This is a genomic window from Pseudomaricurvus sp., assembly GCF_965662505.1.
Taxonomy (GTDB): Bacteria; Pseudomonadota; Gammaproteobacteria; order Pseudomonadales; family Cellvibrionaceae; genus Pseudomaricurvus.
Map to the genome: position 1 here is coordinate 1 of NZ_CBFIHX010000079.1, position 17,161 is coordinate 17,161.

Annotated in this window: 13 protein-coding genes; 4 read left to right on the top strand and 9 right to left on the bottom strand. The window is 53.1% G+C overall.

Annotated features, from left to right (window positions below):
• Positions 1–126 precede the first annotated feature (126 nt).
• Entirely contained in the window at positions 127–2,388 is a 2,262-nt protein-coding gene (locus ACTG33_RS11505; protein WP_439135360.1) for a carbohydrate-binding family V/XII, read from the top strand.
• Between the two features lie 117 nt (positions 2,389–2,505).
• On the opposite strand, the gene ACTG33_RS11510 is transcribed toward ACTG33_RS11505, so the two are convergent.
• From ACTG33_RS11510 to ACTG33_RS11550, 9 genes are all read right to left on the bottom strand, one after another.
• A complete protein-coding gene (locus tag ACTG33_RS11510) occupies positions 2,506–3,687 on the bottom strand; it encodes an aminotransferase class V-fold PLP-dependent enzyme (protein WP_439135361.1) in 1,182 nt (393 codons plus the stop codon).
• A gap of 30 nt (positions 3,688–3,717) precedes the next feature.
• Positions 3,718–4,893, bottom strand: a complete 1,176-nt coding sequence (egtB, locus tag ACTG33_RS11515; protein WP_439135362.1) for an ergothioneine biosynthesis protein EgtB — start codon at positions 4,891–4,893, stop codon at positions 3,718–3,720.
• Between the two features lie 42 nt (positions 4,894–4,935).
• Positions 4,936–5,916 carry an L-histidine N(alpha)-methyltransferase gene (locus tag ACTG33_RS11520; protein WP_439135363.1) on the bottom strand — a complete coding sequence of 327 codons (981 nt, stop codon included), beginning with the start codon at positions 5,914–5,916 and terminating at the stop codon, positions 4,936–4,938.
• Between the two features lie 269 nt (positions 5,917–6,185).
• Entirely contained in the window at positions 6,186–7,190 is a 1,005-nt protein-coding gene (locus ACTG33_RS11525) for a cytochrome d ubiquinol oxidase subunit II (protein WP_439135364.1), read from the bottom strand.
• The gene (locus ACTG33_RS11530) at positions 7,187–8,605 is read right to left on the bottom strand and encodes a cytochrome ubiquinol oxidase subunit I (RefSeq protein WP_439135365.1); all 1,419 of its coding nucleotides are present in this window, start codon (positions 8,603–8,605) and stop codon (positions 7,187–7,189) included. The genes ACTG33_RS11525 and ACTG33_RS11530 overlap by 4 nt, the downstream gene beginning before the upstream one ends.
• Before the next feature lie 110 nt (positions 8,606–8,715).
• Entirely contained in the window at positions 8,716–9,279 is a 564-nt protein-coding gene (locus ACTG33_RS11535) for a GbsR/MarR family transcriptional regulator (RefSeq protein ID WP_439135372.1), read from the bottom strand.
• A gap of 237 nt (positions 9,280–9,516) precedes the next feature.
• The gene (locus ACTG33_RS11540; RefSeq protein ID WP_439135366.1) at positions 9,517–10,086 is read right to left on the bottom strand and encodes a CBS domain-containing protein; all 570 of its coding nucleotides are present in this window, start codon (positions 10,084–10,086) and stop codon (positions 9,517–9,519) included.
• A 60-nt stretch (positions 10,087–10,146) separates the two neighbouring features.
• Positions 10,147–10,506 carry a hypothetical protein gene (locus ACTG33_RS11545; protein WP_439135367.1) on the bottom strand — a complete coding sequence of 120 codons (360 nt, stop codon included), beginning with the start codon at positions 10,504–10,506 and terminating at the stop codon, positions 10,147–10,149.
• A 194-nt stretch (positions 10,507–10,700) separates the two neighbouring features.
• Positions 10,701–11,699 (bottom strand): outer membrane protein assembly factor BamD, encoded by a 999-nt coding sequence (locus ACTG33_RS11550; RefSeq protein ID WP_439135368.1) that lies wholly within the window; start codon positions 11,697–11,699, stop codon positions 10,701–10,703.
• A 484-nt stretch (positions 11,700–12,183) separates the two neighbouring features.
• Here ACTG33_RS11550 and rluD point away from each other — a divergent pair, with 484 nt between their 5' ends.
• The 3 genes from rluD to clpB all read left to right on the top strand — a co-directional run bounded on the left by rluD (position 12,184) and on the right by clpB (position 16,831).
• Positions 12,184–13,131 carry a 23S rRNA pseudouridine(1911/1915/1917) synthase RluD gene (gene rluD, locus ACTG33_RS11555; protein WP_439135369.1) on the top strand — a complete coding sequence of 316 codons (948 nt, stop codon included), beginning with the start codon at positions 12,184–12,186 and terminating at the stop codon, positions 13,129–13,131.
• Positions 13,132–13,134: 3 nt separating this feature from the next.
• Complete coding sequence (pgeF, locus tag ACTG33_RS11560; protein ID WP_439135370.1) at positions 13,135–13,914, top strand: peptidoglycan editing factor PgeF; 780 nt, start codon at positions 13,135–13,137, stop codon at positions 13,912–13,914.
• A gap of 250 nt (positions 13,915–14,164) precedes the next feature.
• The gene (clpB, locus tag ACTG33_RS11565; protein ID WP_439135371.1) at positions 14,165–16,831 is read left to right on the top strand and encodes an ATP-dependent chaperone ClpB; all 2,667 of its coding nucleotides are present in this window, start codon (positions 14,165–14,167) and stop codon (positions 16,829–16,831) included.
• The last annotated feature ends 330 nt before the right edge of the window (positions 16,832–17,161 follow it).

Genomic DNA, 17,161 nt, shown 5'->3' on the forward strand with positions numbered 1-17,161 from the left:
CCCAGGGGCAGTTTGCCGGTATCGCCGGGAGTTGATACCGAATCGCTCAGAAAAGGACATCTTTGCCGCATGGTCTATGCTTGCTGAACAGGTTATTTACTCAGGAACTCCAGCAAGGAACCCCTAATGCAAAACCGTGCTCCGCTTCTCCTGTTCAAGCAGGTATTCTTTTGTGTTTTGATCGCACTGCCTGTCTGGGCACAGGCTATCGAGTGGCCACAGGTAGTCGATACCAGTGAAGGGCCGTTGACGGTCTATCAGCCACAGCCGGAAACCTTGGAGGGCAACACCCTCAGTGCCCGGGCAGCCATGTCCTTTACGCTGAAAAATGAAGACCCCACCTTTGGGGTGTTCTGGTTTACTGCCAAGCTGGATACGGATCGTAGCGAAGATCAGGTGACGGTGCGCAATCTCAAGGTCAGTAAGGTGAAATGGCCAGAATCCAAGGATGCGGGACAGCAGCGTTTTATCTCTGCCGTGAACAAGGCGCTGGAGAATGTTCAGTTCAAAACCGGGCTGTCTTTACTCACCGCCAGTCTGGAGTCGGCCAAGAAAGAAAAAGCCAGTCTGGCGGATATCAAAAACGACCCTCCTGAAATTATTTTTAAGCAAGAGCTGGCGGTGTTGTTGAATTTCGACGGTGAGCCCAAGTTCTCTACTATTGATAACAGTTCTTACGAGCGGGCGCTGAACACTCCGATGACGGTGGTGCGAGACACAAAGTCCCGCAAGGTCTACCTCACCAGTGGCTATTACTGGTATGAGGCCGACAAGGTGTTAGGGCCTTATCAGCAAACCCAGAACCCGCCGTCGGATCTGGTGCAAATGGCTCCGAAGCCCGAAGGTGATAAACCCGACCGGAAAACCGCACCGCTGGTGGTGGTGTCGACCAAACCCACTGAGCTGATTTCTTCGGATGGCAAGGCCGATTGGAAAACCCTGTCGGACGGTAAGCTGATGTATGTGAGCAATACGGAGACGCCCTGGCTGCGTGAACTGGCCACGGGCAATATGTATGTATTGTTGTCTGGTCGCTGGTTCCGTGCCAAACAGGAATCCGGTCCCTGGACGTTTGTGCGCGCCGATGAGTTGCCCCAGAGTTTTGCCGATATTCCTCCGGCGTCTGATCTGGGGGGGCTGCGGGTGTCGGTTGCAGGAACGGATGAAGCGGAAGAGGCGGTGCTGGACGCAGCGGTTCCACAAACCGCAGCTATCAGTCGAAAAGACGCCAGCTTCAGAGTGGAATACGATGGCTCGCCCAAGTTTCAGAAAATCAGCGGCACCCATGTGGCCTATGCGATCAATACCAGTTCGCAAGTGATCGAAGTGGAGGGCAAGTATTACGCGGTGGATAACGGAGTCTGGTTTAAAGCTGACACTCCGACCGGTCCCTGGAAAGTGGCGGATGAGATCCCCAAAGACGAAATTGCCAAAATTCCGCCCAGCTCACCGGTGTACAACATCACCTACGTCGATATTTATGAGTCCACACCTGAAGTGGTTTATGTCGGCTATACCCCCGGTTACATGTGGTCCTATCCTTATTTTGGTGTGCCCATTTACGGCACAGGCTGGCATTACCCCCCCTATTGGGGCGGCGGTTTTTACTACCCAAGGCCACCCACCTGGGGCCTTAATGTGGGTTACAACCCCTGGACGGGCTGGACCTTCGGTCTGAGCTGGAGCAACGGCTTTTTTAACTTTGGCATGAGCTGGGGTGCAGGCTGGCATGGCGGTTATCGACCGGGTGCCTGTTGCGGCGGTTGGTATGGCGGTGGGTATCGAGGGCCGGTGGTGATCAATACCGGTGACATTAACATCGGCAATCGAGTGAACGTGGGCAACAAGCTGGTCGCTGGCAACACCAATAACTTTAAGCGAAACATTCAACAGAACAATCGGGTGACCAACCTGTACAAGAATACCGATAACCAAACCCGTCTGGCGTCCAAAGAGCAGGTGAAGCATGATTTTCAGAATGCGCGTGCCAGTCGCGACAAGGCCAACAACGTCTTTGCCGACCGGGACGGCAATGTACTCAAACACGACAATGGTCAGTGGCAGGAGCGGGCGGGCAATACCTGGAAAAGTCTGCCCAGTGAACAGCAGCAGGCGATCAAACAAAAAGCGCAATCGATCGACCGGCAAAATGTTCAACAGAAGGTTCAGTCTATCGATAGGCAGCAAGTTCAGCAGCGAGCCCAATCAATTGATCGGGAGAGACTGAATTCCTCCATCAGCAATCGGAATCTGCCGTCCAACCTAAACCAGCGCATGCAAAGTGCACCTCATCAACAGCGTATGAAGCAGCTTAACGGCGCGAATCGAGCTCGTCAGATGGGAATGCAGCGACAGCAGATGCGGCAATCGATTCGCTCGTTCCGGTAAAGCTGTGATGTAGCGCCGGGCGTGGTACTTTAATCTGGACGCGCACAGATGAGCGGAAGAGCAAATGATGTGATCGCAATGAGTCAGACTGTGTATTTCAAATAACTTCGGCAGGGGTTAATTGTTTGTCAGAGCAAGGATCAATCGGTCTATATCTGTCTGTGTGTTATAGAAAGACGGGGATACGCGGAAGTAGTGACGGTAGAGGCTAATGTTAATATCCGCGGCGTTGAGTTTATCCTTCAGTTTTTCCGCAGCATTCTCACACGCAAAGGAAATAATGGGTGAGGTGGATTCTGGTGGGGTCATGGGAATAAAACCATATTGGGGCAAGGTGTCGCGGAGTTGTTGCAGCAGCGGTTGACGCCACTGAGCAATGTTCTCCAGCCCCAGATGGTGCAGATACTCTAGCGAGTAACGTAAGGCCACTATTGCACTGTGAGCGAGATTGCCTGATCCCATTTTTCCCGCAATCCCGGTTTTACTTTGCGTTTCCAGCAAAACTTGAGCAGGTGTGTCAAAGGGCAGATGGTGAGTATCGATGCTGGCCGCTTGATGCAATCCCGATTGAGTTCTTCTCAGTAAATGTTGCCGATCCCGGCGCACGTAGAGAAAGCCGGCGCCGTAATCGCCCATTAACCATTTGTAGGTCGCGCAGGCAGCGAAGTCGACGTCTGTCTCGTGCAGGTTAAGCGGCATGGCGCCAGCTGCCTGAATAATATCAGCGTATACGAGTACGCCTTTGGCGTGAGCCAGGGCACAGAGCGATGTTAAATCGTGTTCAAACCCAGCCACATTGGATACCAGAGATACCGCCAGTAATTGGGTTCCGGGCGTGAGTGCTCGGTCAATTTCTTCCAGATCTATACGGTGGTTGTGGGCTTTGACAATGTGCAGATCCAATCCCTGTTTGGCAAACTCATTGTACATAAACAGAGAACCACTGAAATGAAAGACATCGGTGACGACCCGGCTTTGGCTCAATGTTTGCCGATCCAGCAAGCCCAGTCCAGCGACGATCAGGCTCTCGGCTGCAGTCGTGCCGGATACCCAGGCGAGTTCGTCAATATCCGCTGATATCAACTGGGCAAACAGTGCCGTTGCTTCTTGTTGAGTGGTGGTCAGAGCTTCGGAGTCTTCATGCGTCTTGCCCTGACGGGTCTCGATATGGTGTTGCATGGCTTTGGCAGCACCGTCAGGTACAGGATGCATGAAGGCGCCATTAAGATAGGTTGAGGTCAGGGAAAAATTATGGAGAGCATCCTGCAAGCCTGCGGTCTGATGTGCTGAGTCGTTCATCTAGCTATCACTCAATTGCAGCTCTGGAAATCATTGTGCTAACCGAATCCCCATGAATTGCCAGCGTTCATCAGGGTGGAAAAAGTTGCGATAACTTTTGCGGGCATGCCCTTCTGCAGTGGCAATAGAAGCACCTCTGAGCACCATCTGGTTTATCATGAATTTACCATTATATTCACCCACCGCTCCCGACGACTTTTTAAAACCTGGGTAGGGTAAATAGGCGCTGTTTGTCCATTCCCAACGCTGTCCCCAGTTTATATGGTCAGCTGCGACTTCCCATTCGGCTTCCGTGGGCAAACGCATATCTTTCCAGGCGGCGTAGGCGGCAGCTTCGTAGTAACTGACATGGCAAACTGCTTTATCCAATGGCAGGGGTTGTAATCCGTCAGCGGTGTAGCAAAGCCATTGGTTGTCTGAATGATGCCAGTAAAGTGGGGACTGAATTTGATGTTGTCTGACCCAGTCCCAGCCTTCAGCGTGCCAGTGCTGAAACTGCTGATAGCCTCCGGCCAGGACAAACTCAAGGTACTCTCTGTTGCTGACTGCTCGCTGGTGAATTTGAAAGTTCTGCAGATAGGCTTTATGTCTGCCGTGTTCGTTGTCAAAACTGAATGCCGGAACATCTTCCTCAGGGCGAGGTTCATGTCCGATTTCATACACTCCTTCCGGAATGCTGACCCAGTTATTCTCAGCGGTGAGATCAGGATCTGTCAGCGGTATGCTTGCCGGCAGTAGCGGGTTGTGTCCCAGAATGTACTTGATGTCTGTGATCAGTAGTTCCTGATGTTGTTGCTCATGGTGAATCCCAAGGGTGATCAGTGCCGCCAGTTCGGCTGGCGCAGTGGTGGTAGTCAATAAGACATGCATGGCATTGTCTACGTAGTGTCGGTAACGGTAGACCTCTTCCACCGTGGGGCGGCTCAGGTTTCCTCTGTCAGTGCGCACCACTCGGCTGCCGACAGATTCGTAGTAGCTGTTGAAGATAAAATTATAACGGTCATCAAACAGTTGATAGTCGGAGAGGTGGGGTTGCAGGACAAAGGTTTCGAAAAACCAGCTGGTGTGACCAAGGTGCCACTTGGGCGGACTGACCTGTTCGATGGGCTGTACACCAAAGTCTTCTGTCTTGAGATTGGCGCAGAGATCTTCGCTAACGGACCTCGTTAGACAATACTGTTCGAGTAAAGGGGTATTAGCTGTCACGTTTCCTGGCCTTTCTGTACGCCTCTGATAGCGAAATCCGGATCACTGTACTTTCCAGACGGCATCCATAAACCACTGTTTTGAATCAAAGCAGTGTGAAATTGTTTTAAAGCCTGACTCACACGCCAGCTCATCTATCTCCTCGCGATCGTACTTTTGCGATACTTCCATGTAGACGGGTTCGTTTTCCCGGAACGAGATTTCCTCTCCGGAAATGGTCGCGGTCTGCTTTGTTAAGCTCATCAGAAAACTCCGACAGGCGCCGCTGTCCGGATCGTAAGTCTGAAAGTGCTCGAACTGATCCAGGTCAATATCGCCGTTGAGTTGAGTATTGATTCGACGCAGCAGGTTCAGGTTGAACTCACTTGTCAGTCCATCTTTATCATCGTAAGCGTGGAGTATCGTTTTCGGGTTTTTTTTAAGATCAAAGCCCACAATCGCCAGATCTCCTGGGCTGAGCAGACTGGAGAGGCGTTTGCAGAATTCAGTGGACTCTTCTGGCTGCATATTGCCGATATTGGAGCCGAGAAACAGCACTACCTTGCGCCGGGAAGATTGTTGGCAAATACGTTTCAGTGCATCAAAGTAGTCCCCTTCATGGGGTTGAACCTTGAGGGCGGGCAGTTTTTCCCCAAGATGTTGTTTTAACACCGAAAGAATATGACCGGAAATATCAATCGGTTTATAAGTGAATGCAGGATCTGCTTCCAGTAAATGGTGCAATAAATAAAAAGTTTTGGTGGCATCACCTGCTCCCAATTCAATCAGGTCAAAGGGTGTGCCCGGTGCCTGTATGGGGAACGCTAGCTCGGAGGTCTTGTTTTGAAAGACATCCAGTTCACAGCGTGTCAGGTAATAATCGGGACAGGCCATGATTTGTTGAAAAAGACGGTCGCCATATTCATCGTAGAAATACTTTGAATGAAGGTATTTTTGTTTGCTGGTCAGACCCTGCAAAACGTCGTCGAGAAAACTGGTGGGGGCTGAGTTGTGGCGGTTCTCTGCCGTAGATTCAACTTTCATGAGAGTATTCATCAACATTAACAATGTGGATTTTACTGCGGCGCATTTTTCCGCATAGCAGCGTCTTGTTGCTTCGTCTATCTCTGATGGGCTCATGATCAGGGACATTACGATTAACTCTAGACGGAATAGCGGCACTCGTCGAAAAAAAGCTGAGAAAACGGTGTCGAACAAGTTTCAGAGCTGGCGCTTGTAATAAGAAAAGACCAAAAGCAGGCTTTTAGTCTTTTCTTTGACAAATAGCTCAAGGATTTTGGTTGATGGGGTATTCAGTGATAATGCAGTTCTGTGGCTTTGCCGTGGAATATTTTATAAGAAAAGGCGGTGTACATCAGAATCACCGGTATCACCACAATGGCGCCCCACAGAATAAACCGCAATGACTTGGGTGCGCTGGCCGCTTCCCAAATGGTCATCTGACCGGGGACGATCTCCGGAAAGAAACTGAATCCTAATGCGCTAAAGCACAGGATAAAAATGGCAATCACCATAACAAACGGCAGCCAGCAGTGGCGATCTTTGTCCTTGGGCAGGCGTGCCAGCAGAATGTCGTTAAAAATAAACGCGAAAAAACACAGCGCAGGAATCAGCAGAGCGAACATCACCAGCGGGTATTCAAACCAGCGACTGAAAACACCAGGGTTCACCATCGGGTTGACCGCAGACACGGCAATCACCCCGACAAAGGTCGCGCGGCCACTGAGGCGTGTCCAGCGAACGGCCTGTTGCTGCAGCACGCCTTCGGTTTTCATAATCAGCCAGGCACCACCAATGTAGCTGTAGGCAGCGGTTACACCGAAGGCCGATAAGATGGCAAAGGAGACGCTTGGCAGGTTGTACTCAAACCCCATGACATACATGCCAAGCATAAATCCTTGGGAGAAGGTGGTTAGCAACGAGCCCAGTTTAAAGCACCGATCCCAGGCGCGCTTGTGGTCGATGGCGGCCTTGGCGCGAAAGTCGAAGGCCACGCCGCGCATGATTAAGCCAATCAACATAATCGCCGCAGGCAGGTACAAATGGGTGAGAATAACACTGTGCGCGGCGGGAAATGCGATCAGCAGCAAGCCCACGGCCAGTACCAGCCAGGTTTCATTGGCGTCCCAGAAGGGACCAATAGAGGCGATCATGGTATCCCGGTGGGCTTCCACATCATCCTTCAAGGGCAGCAGGATACCGACCCCGAGATCGTAACCGTCGAGCATGGCGTATACGACAATCGCCAGGCCCATAAGCCCGACAAAAATAATGGGCAGTGTGTGTGCGTCCATCATGAGTTTACCCCTTTGTCGTTATGAGTGGTGCTGTCGAGCGTGGCAGATGAGGTGTCCAGATCCAGTTCAGCGTTGAGGCTGCCGTCTCTGGAACGGGTAGTGGTTTCAAACTCTTCCACGGTAACGGACTTACGAGCCATCAGGCGGAGTGTGTGAATATAGGCCCATAACAGAAAAGCGTAGACCAGCAGATACATTGTCAGAGATACACCGACGTGGCTGGCCGGCACCGGAGTTACGGCGTCGACGGTTTTCAGTACGCCGGTGACCAGCCAGGGTTGGCGCCCTGTTTCCGTCACATACCAGCCAGCCAGTGTGCTCGCCCAGCCGGAAAAGGTCATAAAGCCGACAATGCGCAACAGCAGAGGTGAGGCCTCGCGTCCACCGCGCAATTGATAGCTGGCGACCCAGGCGATCAGCCACATCAGTAAGCCGATGCCGACCATAATACGGAAGCCATAAAACGCCGGAGCCACCGGAGGGTGCTGGCCTTCGAATTCATTCAGGCCCTGCAGTTCACCGTCGAGATCGTGAGTCAAAATCAGACTGGCGACCTTGGGAATACCGATGGCGAAATGATTGGTTTTTTCCTCTTCATCGGGCACCGCAAACAACAACAGGGGGACACCTTCTTCCGTGTTCCAGATACCTTCGATCGCAGCGATTTTGGCGGGCTGATGTTCCAGAGTGTTGAGTCCGTGTGCGTCACCGATAAACGCCTGAATGGGGGCCAGTACGGCGGCAATCAGCAGACCGGTTTTTAGGGCAAGCCGCGGCGCCTTTTTGGTGTCGCCAAGACGGATTCGGTAAGCGGAGATGCCGGCAACAAAGAACGATGCGGTCAGACCGGAGGCGACCAGCATGTGCGACAGACGATAGGGGAACGACGGGTTGAAAATCACCTCCCACCAGCTGGTGACATGGGCAACCCCGTCGATCATCTCGTAGCCGGTGGGGGTGTGCATCCAGGAGTTCAGTGCCAAAATCCAGAAGGCCGACAGAGTTGTGCCGATGGCCACCATCAGTGCAGCAAACGTGTGAACTTTGCTGGGAACGCGATTGATACCGAACAGCATGATACCGAGAAAAGTGGCTTCCAGAAAAAACGCGGTCAACACTTCATAGCCGAGCAAGGGGCCGGCGATGTTGCCGACGGTTTCCATAAAGCCCGGCCAGTTGGTGCCAAATTGAAACGACATGGTGATGCCGCTGACGACACCCAGAGCAAACGTCAGGGCGAAAATTTTGATCCAGAAGCGGTAGGCCCTCATCCAGACCGGGTTTTGGGTTTGGTCGTAACGCAGCTTAAAGAAGAAGATGATCCAGCAGAGTGCAATGGTGATGGTGGGGAATAATATATGAAAGCTGATATTAGCCGCGAATTGCACGCGTGAAAGCATAAGCGTGTCCAGCATGTTGATACCTCTTGTAGGCTGTACGACGTGAACGGAGTGGCGATGTGTAATGCACACCTGACGATGTGCAAAATCAGATGATCAACTGTGCGAGATCGGCGTGAATTGGCTTAAGAAGGCGATGATTTCTTTTTGCCGCCTGTTCCATCTTGAAAAAAGCTCAGCACTTTACTGGCACCGGTGCCCATACTCATGAGCAGTTTCAGGCGCTCAGGTTCCATGTCGTGGAGAGCGTTGGCAAACGTGTTGAGCTGCTCCAGCAGGTCGTGGATTTCCTGCATCTTGGCTTGAGTATAGTCATCCTTGCTGTCTTCGTTAGCGCTCAAAAGTTGTTGGCGCAAAAGAGAAAGTGTCGGGTCGAGTTCGCGTTTGCGGCGCTCCTCGAAAACAATGCGGGCCATATCCCAAATGGAGCCGGCCTGGGTGAAGTATTCTTTGCGATCCCCCGGCTGATGCTGTCGTTCGATCAGTCGCCAGGCCTGCAGTTCTTTCAGCCCCATGCTGACATTGCCGCGACTGATGTGCAGCGCTTCCGCCAGATGGTCTGCATTGAGTGGATCAGGGTGAATGGTGAGCAGTGCAAGAATCTGACCTACGGTGCGGTTAAATCCCCAGCGACTGCCCATTTCGCCGAAATGTAGCACCAGTGCCAGGCTGCTGTCAGAGAGTGTCATCACAAACCTTTAATACTTTCAGAAATTTCTGAAAGTATTAAAGGTTTGTTGATCCATGTCAAGGGCTATGGTTAGGGCAGGGCAAGGACTATGGTTGGGGCTATGGCTGAATCAAGAGCTATGGCTGGATTTCAGGGGGGGGGCAGTGTGCGGAAGAGGCAGGATCTGGGTAAAACAGAAGCAACACGTAATAAGGCCGTTCCGATTCAGGTACGGCCTTACTGGGTGTTGTGAAGGTTATTTCCTCAGGGCGCTGAAAACTTCCGTAAAGTCGTGTGCGACGGGCTGGGTGTCCAGTTGTTTGCCCAGCAGACGGGCAATTTCATCCGCGCAGATCAGGCCACAGAGGTCTTCGTTGCTGTCAATGACCACCAAAAAGCGTTGTTTCTCATGCTCCAGCGAATCCACAAGGTCTCCAACAGTGGCTTTGTCCAGAGTGTCACGTTTGATGTATTTCAGCTGTGAAACAGGGGTCATCACATCTTTAACTGACAAGTCCTCGCGAGCAACGCCCATGGCGGAGGCGGTGGACAGCACCTTCACGCTGTTGATGTCTCTCACGCTGATCACGCCCAGCAGGTAGTTGTCGCGATCGGCAATCAGTTTCAGATTGGTGTGGCTGTGCTTCATGGCGGTACTGGCATCATCCACACTCACACCGGGTGCCAGCGAGCGGGGTTGAAACACGTCGTAATCCAAGAAGACCTTGATGGCAGGGCTGGACAGGGTCACCTCAGGGTGGGAGTGCTCACGCAGGTTCAGGCGGTTGGTTAAGCTGCTGACAGGCGATAGGGTTCCGATTTTCATAGTTATCTCCGAAAGTCTCTCCCGCAGGAGAATTTAAATACGTATATCAATAGTTAAGCGTCAAAATACAAAAATGCGAGTCTTCGGAGTGAGTTGGGGTGGGGCTCGGGGAATAAATGCGGTCAGCACCTGGGGTTTGTGACCGCTATCGGTAGCCGTGATGAATGTGCGGCTGTTAGTGGGGGTGTTTGAGTGGGAAGTGGGGTTCAGGGCATCCAGATCCCACTGGTCGCTTTGCTCCTGAACCGTATTGAGGTGGTCAGGTGTTGCAACACTGGCTTTAGGCAGCTGATCGAGGGCACCTATACGGGTGTCAGCTGTTGTGGGGCCGGCTAAGCACAACAGAGGAATCAACAACCACTGGACGAGTGTCCGTGGAAATTTGAATCGTGTGGTCTTGGCGGTAGCGCGGTGTGTCATGGGTGACTTCTGGTGGTGGCTCTTTATTTAAAAACATGTGGATGTATACAGATATAAGGGCGCTGTCAGACCATTACAACGAGGTTATAAAAACTTTACGTTTGAAGTGTGGCGGGTAGATCATTTGATAGAGGCATAAAAAAAGCGCCCAAAGGCGCTTTTTTGCAGACACTGATGTGTGTTTTCTGGCGGATTTAGCCGATCAGACCGAAGGTCAGCCAGTTGAGCCAGGAGCGATCTTCCTCGGCATTGGCGGTTGAAGATGTCTCACCGCTCGGCTCAACCACATCGTTCATGGCCTGATTGTTTTTGATGTATTCGGGGTTATACAGCTCGCGACTGTCGAAGCCCGGAGGGTCTTTTTTGTCGAACAGGCCGAAGGTGGCGTAACTGACCCAGGAGCGATCACCGAGGCGGCCACTGTGCTGATAGTTAAAGTTGCCATCGCTGTCGAACGCAGGGTGGTTCGGGTAGTTGGCTTTTAGGGTCGCCAATGCATTGGTGGACAGATCGTTCATATGCAGGGAGTGGTAACTTTGTACCATCACCGCCAGAGCGTCAGGCACGGCGGGTGCCTGCTGGAAGTTCTCCACCACATAGCGTCCGCGATTGGCGGCAGCAACAAAGGCGCCGCGCTTCATGTAGTAGTTGGCGACGTGAATTTCGTAGCGAGCCAGCAGGTTGCGCAGGTAAATCATGCGCTTGCGGGCATCGGGGGCGTACTGGCTGTTGGGGAAGCGAGCCAGAAGCTGGGAGAAGTGTGCAAACGACTGACGGGCTGCGCCGGGATCGCGCTTGGTCAGATCGGTCGGCAAAAAGCGTTCAAACATGCCGCTGCCTTCCGTGAAAGAGGACAGGCCTTTCATGTAATAGGCGTAATCCACATTGCGGTGTTGCGGGTGCAAGCGGATAAAACGATCGGCGGCAGCGGATGAGGCTTCGTGCTCAAAATTGCGATAATAGGCGTAGATCAGCTCCAGCTGAGCTTGCTCGGCGTAGGTGCCGAACGGAAAGTTGGCTTCCAGAGCTTGCAGGTTATCAATGGCGGTTTCCCATTGGCTGCTGTCGAGCTGCCGTTGGGCGGCTTCGTAGAAATCTTTTTCGGTGGTGTACTTCGGACCCTGATCTTCTTGTGAAGAACAGGCGGCCAGTAAAATAACACTGGCTACAATCAAAATGAGACGGGCTCGCATAGGTCAGTCAACTCAGTTGGCATGTCGGGTGATTATTGAATGATTATTCACCGGAGCTTGTTTAAACTACCCAGTTCAGCTGGGAAACACGTATTTAGCTCACGTATTTAACCACAGAGAGCACTCAGACCAAAGCGACGAGGGCGGAAAGCGGCTGATTTTATTACGCTTTTCATGACTTCTCGCCGCTTCTCATGAGTTCTTGCTCATGACTTCTTGCCGTTTCGGACATTCGCGTCGGCAGGGGCTGTCGTCGGCGGGTTGTCCTGGGCCGTCTGATGCTCAAGGTCTGGGTCGGGTGGTCCAGGCTGGATGGCTCAAGTCAGGTGGTCAGAGTTCGACCGCAGATTTCCGGGTGAGTTCAGCGCAATGGCGCTGAGACTCTCTGTATGAGCCGTTGTCTGTGTGAAATGTCTGTGTGAAACGTTGTGTCAGCATCCATTCTTCAGTATTCAGGCTCCGGCCTGACATTAGGCAGTATTTTATGGCAGAAACACTTGAATTAACCGCGACGGTACCCGCAGAAATGATCGGATCGCGGCTGGATTTTGCGGCGGCAGAGCTTTTCCCCGGTTATTCCCGCTCCCGCATCCAGACCTGGATCAAATCCTCTGCGCTGACCATAGACGGTAAGTCTGCCAAGCCCAAGGATAAAGTGCTGGGCGGTGAGGAGCTGAGATTACTCGCCGAACAGGAAGAACAGGGTGACTGGGAAGCCGAAGAGATTGCGCTGGATATCATCTATGAGGATGATCATATTTTGGTGGTCAACAAGCCCGCGGGGTTGGTGGTACATCCGGCTGCGGGAAATCGCACAGGCACACTGCTGAACGGCTTGCTGTTTCATTGCCCCGACCTCATCAATGTACCGCGCGCTGGAATTGTCCATCGTCTGGATAAAGACACCACCGGTTTGATGGTGGTGGCCAAGACGCTGGAGTCGCACACCGATCTGGTGGCGCAGCTGCAGGAGCGCACGGTCAGCCGTGAATACGAAGCCATCGTGCCCGGCGTGATGACCGGTGGCGGCAAGGTGGATGCGCCCATGGCTCGCCATCCTCGCCAGCGCCAGAAGATGGCTGTGGTTGAGTTTGGCGGTAAGGAAGCGATTACTCACTATCGCGTAATCAAGCGTTTTACGGCGCATACCCACATCCGCTTGAAGCTGGAAACCGGCCGCACTCACCAGATTCGTGTGCACATGGCCCATGTTGGCTATCCGCTGGTGGGCGATCCCACTTACGCTGGACGCATGAAAATTCCGAAACAGGCTTCTTCAGAATTGTTAGAGATGCTCAAGGGTTTTGGTCGCCAGGCATTGCACGCGGCTCAGTTGGGGTTGATTCACCCGGCGACGGACGAATATATGGAGTGGCAGGCGCCTCGTCCGGACGACATGACCCAATTGCTGCGTCTGCTGGCGGAAGGATAATAGGTGTCCGTGTTGTCTCCCTCTCTGCCCCTCTCTCTGATTTGCCCCGATTGGCCTGCGCCGGAGAACGTGCGGGCTGTGATCACCACCCGTGAGGGGGGCAGCAGTCCTGCGCCGTTTGACAGCAATAACCTGGCTTTGCATGTGGGGGATGATCCTCAAACCGTGCAGCTCAACCGCAATCACTTGTGCGAGCAAGTAGGATTGAGCCTGGAGCCGCAGTGGCTGGAGCAGGTGCACGGCGTGAAAGTGGTGGATGCTCAGGCCGACGGGCTGGTGCGAACCGCAGATGGCTGTATCAGTCGTCAGTCGGGGTTGGCCTGTGTGGTGATGACGGCGGATTGCCTGCCGATTCTGTTGTGTGACCGCGCCGGCACTCAGGTGGCGGCAGTGCACGCGGGCTGGCGAAGTCTGGCGGGTGGCATCGTGCGGGAGGCGCTGTCGCAATTTACCTGCGCCATGAGCGATGTGCTGGTGTATCTGGGGCCTGCCATCAGTCAGCCACACTTCGAGGTGGGTATCGACGTACTGGAAGGCTTTTTTGAAACCGCGCTCAGTCCCGAGCACTGCGAGTCCATCTCGGCTGCGTTTCTCCCCAGTTTGGCCAAACCCATGAAGTTTCACGCTGACCTCTATCAGTTGGCGCGCGCTGAATTGAGCGAGATTGGCGTTGAGCGTGTTTTTGGTGGATCTTTCTGCACGTTCGACGACGATCAGCGTTTTTACTCTTATCGCCGCGAGGCCCGGACCGGTCGGATGGCCTCTGCAATCTGGCTTCTGTAGTCTCATTTCTGGGGTATAAAGCCGTTATTTTGGCTTTTTTGTCCTATATTTTTGCGCGATTGTCTTGATTTCCCTGTCCGCGCCCCCATTTTCTTTTCAGAGTCCGGAAACTCCTCCGGCGAGTGTCTATAGTTCGTAACTGACGACACGCCCATGCGCTGACTGGGCCTAATCCCTGAAGCGTGTAACCTTTCGATGGAATAGCGGAACCGGTGCGACTGACGCGCCATCACCGTAATTGAGGAAAATCATGCGTATTGATCGTTTAACCAATCAACTGCAAGTGGCCATGTCCGATGCTCAGTCATTGGCCGTCGGACGTGATCATACCCAACTGGAACCCACGCACCTGTTGCTGGCCATGCTCGATCATCAGGGCGGCGCGGTGTTGCCTCTTTTAAAGCAGGCCGGTTTCGATATGGCGGGTCTGCGCAACGGCCTGGCCATTGCGCTGGATAATCTGGCGAAAGTACAAACTCCCACGGGTGATGTGCAGATGTCGGCGGAACTGGGACGCCTGTTGAATCTGGCGGACAAGAAAGCTCAGGACAATGGCGACGCCTATATCTCCAGTGAGTGTGTGTTGCAGGCGGCCATGTCCGACAGCAACAGTGCGCTGGGCAAATTACTGAAACAGTATGGCGACGCGAAAAAGCTGGATCAGGCCATTGCCAAAGTGCGCGGTGGGGAATCGGTCAACAATCCGGATGCCGAAGGCAATCGTCAGGCGCTGGATAAATACACCATTGATCTGACCGAGCGCGCCGAAGCGGGCAAGCTGGATCCGGTTATTGGTCGTGACGACGAAATTCGCCGCACCATTCAGGTATTGCAGCGCCGTACCAAAAACAATCCAGTCCTGATCGGTGAGCCGGGCGTCGGTAAAACCGCCATCGTTGAAGGCTTGGCGCAGCGCATCGTTAACGGCGAGGTGCCAGAAGGTCTGAAAAGCAAGCGCCTGCTGTCTCTGGATTTGGGGGCCTTGCTGGCCGGTGCCAAATTCCGTGGCGATTTCGAAGAGCGTCTCAAGTCTGTGCTCAACGAATTGTCCAAACAGGAAGGGCAGGTCATTCTGTTTATTGACGAAATCCACACCATGGTGGGCGCGGGTAAAGCCGAGGGCTCCATGGATGCCGGTAATATGCTGAAGCCCGCCTTGGCGCGTGGCGAATTGCATTGTGTGGGCGCAACCACACTGGATGAATATCGTCAGTACATTGAAAAAGATGCCGCACTGGAACGTCGTTTCCAGAAGGTGCTGGTGGATGAGCCCACAGAAGAAGACACCATTGCGATCCTGCGTGGTTTGAAAGAGCGCTACGAGGTTCACCACGGCGTCGACATCACCGACTCGGCGATTATTGCGGCGGCAAAACTGTCGCAACGTTACATCACCGATCGTCAACTGCCGGACAAAGCCATCGACCTGATCGATGAAGCGGGCAGTCGCATTCGTATGGAAATCGATTCCAAGCCGGAAGAGCTGGACCGTTTGGAGCGCCGTTTGATCCAGTTAAAAATCGAGCGGGAAGCGGTGAAGAAAGACGACACTGACGCGGCCAAGAAACAGCTGGCGTTGCTCAATGATGACATTGAGAAAAACGAGCGTGAGTACGCCGATCTGGAAGAAATCTGGCGCGCGGAGAAAGCCGCCCTGCACGGTTCAGTGGAGATCAAGGCGAATCTGGAACAGGCGCGACTGGATCTGGAGTCTGCCCATCGTGCCGGTGATCTGGGTCGCATGTCCGAGCTGCAGTACGGCATCATTCCCGAGTTGGAAAAGCAGCTGGATCTGGCCAGTCAGGTCGAGATGATCGACATGCAGCTGCTGCGCAACAATGTCACCGAAGAAGAAATTGCCGAAGTAGTTTCCAAGTGGACGGGTATTCCGGTGAGCAAAATGCTGGAAGGCGAGCGGGAAAAGCTGCTGCGGATGGAAGAAGTGCTGCACGATAAGGTCATTGGGCAGAGCGAAGCGGTGGTGGCGGTTTCCAATGCCGTACGTCGTTCTCGTGCAGGCTTGTCCGATCCTAATCGTCCTAACGGCTCGTTTTTATTCCTCGGTCCAACCGGCGTGGGTAAAACCGAACTGTGTAAAACGCTGGCGGAGTTTTTGTTCGACAGTCAGGACGCCATGGTGCGGATTGATATGTCCGAATTTATGGAGAAGCACTCGGTGGCTCGTCTGATAGGTGCGCCTCCTGGTTATGTGGGATACGAAGAAGGTGGCTATCTGACCGAAGCGGTGCGTCGCAAACCCTATTCTGTGTTGTTACTGGATGAGGTAGAAAAAGCGCATCCGGATGTGTTCAACATTCTGTTGCAGGTGCTGGAAGATGGCCGCCTGACTGATGGTCAGGGGCGCACGGTGGATTTCCGCAATACGGTGGTGGTGATGACCTCGAACCTGGGTTCCGATGTGATTCAGGATATCTCCCGCAATCGCTCGTTCGATACCATCAGTTTTGATCAGACGGATAGCGACAGTTCGGACTTCAATGCCTCTGCGGATTTCAACGACAACGAAAACCGCTACGAAGCCATGAAGTCTGCTGTGATGGAAGTGGTTGGCAATCACTTCCGTCCGGAGTTTATTAACCGTATCGACGAAGTGGTGGTGTTCCACCCACTGGGTCAGGCACAGATTCGTGGCATTGCCAGCATTCAGCTGGATCTGTTGCGCAAGCGTTTGGCGGATCGCGATCTGTCGCTGGATATTGATGATGCCGCTCTGGATCTGCTGGCCGAAGCCGGTTTTGATCCGGTCTACGGTGCGCGTCCTCTGAAGCGGGCGATTCAGCAGTATCTGGAAAACCCGCTGGCGCAGGATGTGTTGTCCGGCAAGTTTGCTCCCGGCGACACCATCTATGTGCGGGTGGATGGCGAGCGGCTCAGCATGGAAAAGCAGGCTTCTTAATCTGGGATTGTGGTGAAAGTCGTATAAGACAGTGGCGGAAGCTGCTGCTACCTAGGTCGAATAGGCCTGCTTGATAAAAATGGTTACACTCCATGGCGGGTGTAGCCATTTTTTTTGTCCGCTGATTCTATTCTCTGAGGCCGTGTCGTACAGAAATGGCAGGATGAATGAACAATACGAATAATAGAGACCAATGATCGTGATGGAAAATTGAGATGAATAGCCGAGATGGATAGCCAGCCAATTCTGGTACTGGTGTGCCTCTATAGCGGGTTGTTATTTGCCATTGCCTGGTTGGCGGAACGCTATGGCCATCGCCTGCAACAACCC

Coding starts and splice junctions, on each gene's coding strand:
- ACTG33_RS11545 (WP_439135367.1), bottom strand. CDS start 10,506: ATGACACACCGCGCTACCGCCAAGACCACACGATTCAAATTTCCACGG.
- ACTG33_RS11505 (WP_439135360.1), top strand. CDS start 127: ATGCAAAACCGTGCTCCGCTTCTCCTGTTCAAGCAGGTATTCTTTTGT.
- clpB (WP_439135371.1), top strand. CDS start 14,165: ATGCGTATTGATCGTTTAACCAATCAACTGCAAGTGGCCATGTCCGAT.
- ACTG33_RS11535 (WP_439135372.1), bottom strand. CDS start 9,279: ATGACACTCTCTGACAGCAGCCTGGCACTGGTGCTACATTTCGGCGAA.
- rluD (WP_439135369.1), top strand. CDS start 12,184: ATGGCAGAAACACTTGAATTAACCGCGACGGTACCCGCAGAAATGATC.
- ACTG33_RS11525 (WP_439135364.1), bottom strand. CDS start 7,190: ATGATGGACGCACACACACTGCCCATTATTTTTGTCGGGCTTATGGGC.
- ACTG33_RS11510 (WP_439135361.1), bottom strand. CDS start 3,687: ATGAACGACTCAGCACATCAGACCGCAGGCTTGCAGGATGCTCTCCAT.
- ACTG33_RS11550 (WP_439135368.1), bottom strand. CDS start 11,699: ATGCGAGCCCGTCTCATTTTGATTGTAGCCAGTGTTATTTTACTGGCC.
- ACTG33_RS11520 (WP_439135363.1), bottom strand. CDS start 5,916: ATGAAAGTTGAATCTACGGCAGAGAACCGCCACAACTCAGCCCCCACC.
- ACTG33_RS11540 (WP_439135366.1), bottom strand. CDS start 10,086: ATGAAAATCGGAACCCTATCGCCTGTCAGCAGCTTAACCAACCGCCTG.
- ACTG33_RS11530 (WP_439135365.1), bottom strand. CDS start 8,605: ATGCTGGACACGCTTATGCTTTCACGCGTGCAATTCGCGGCTAATATC.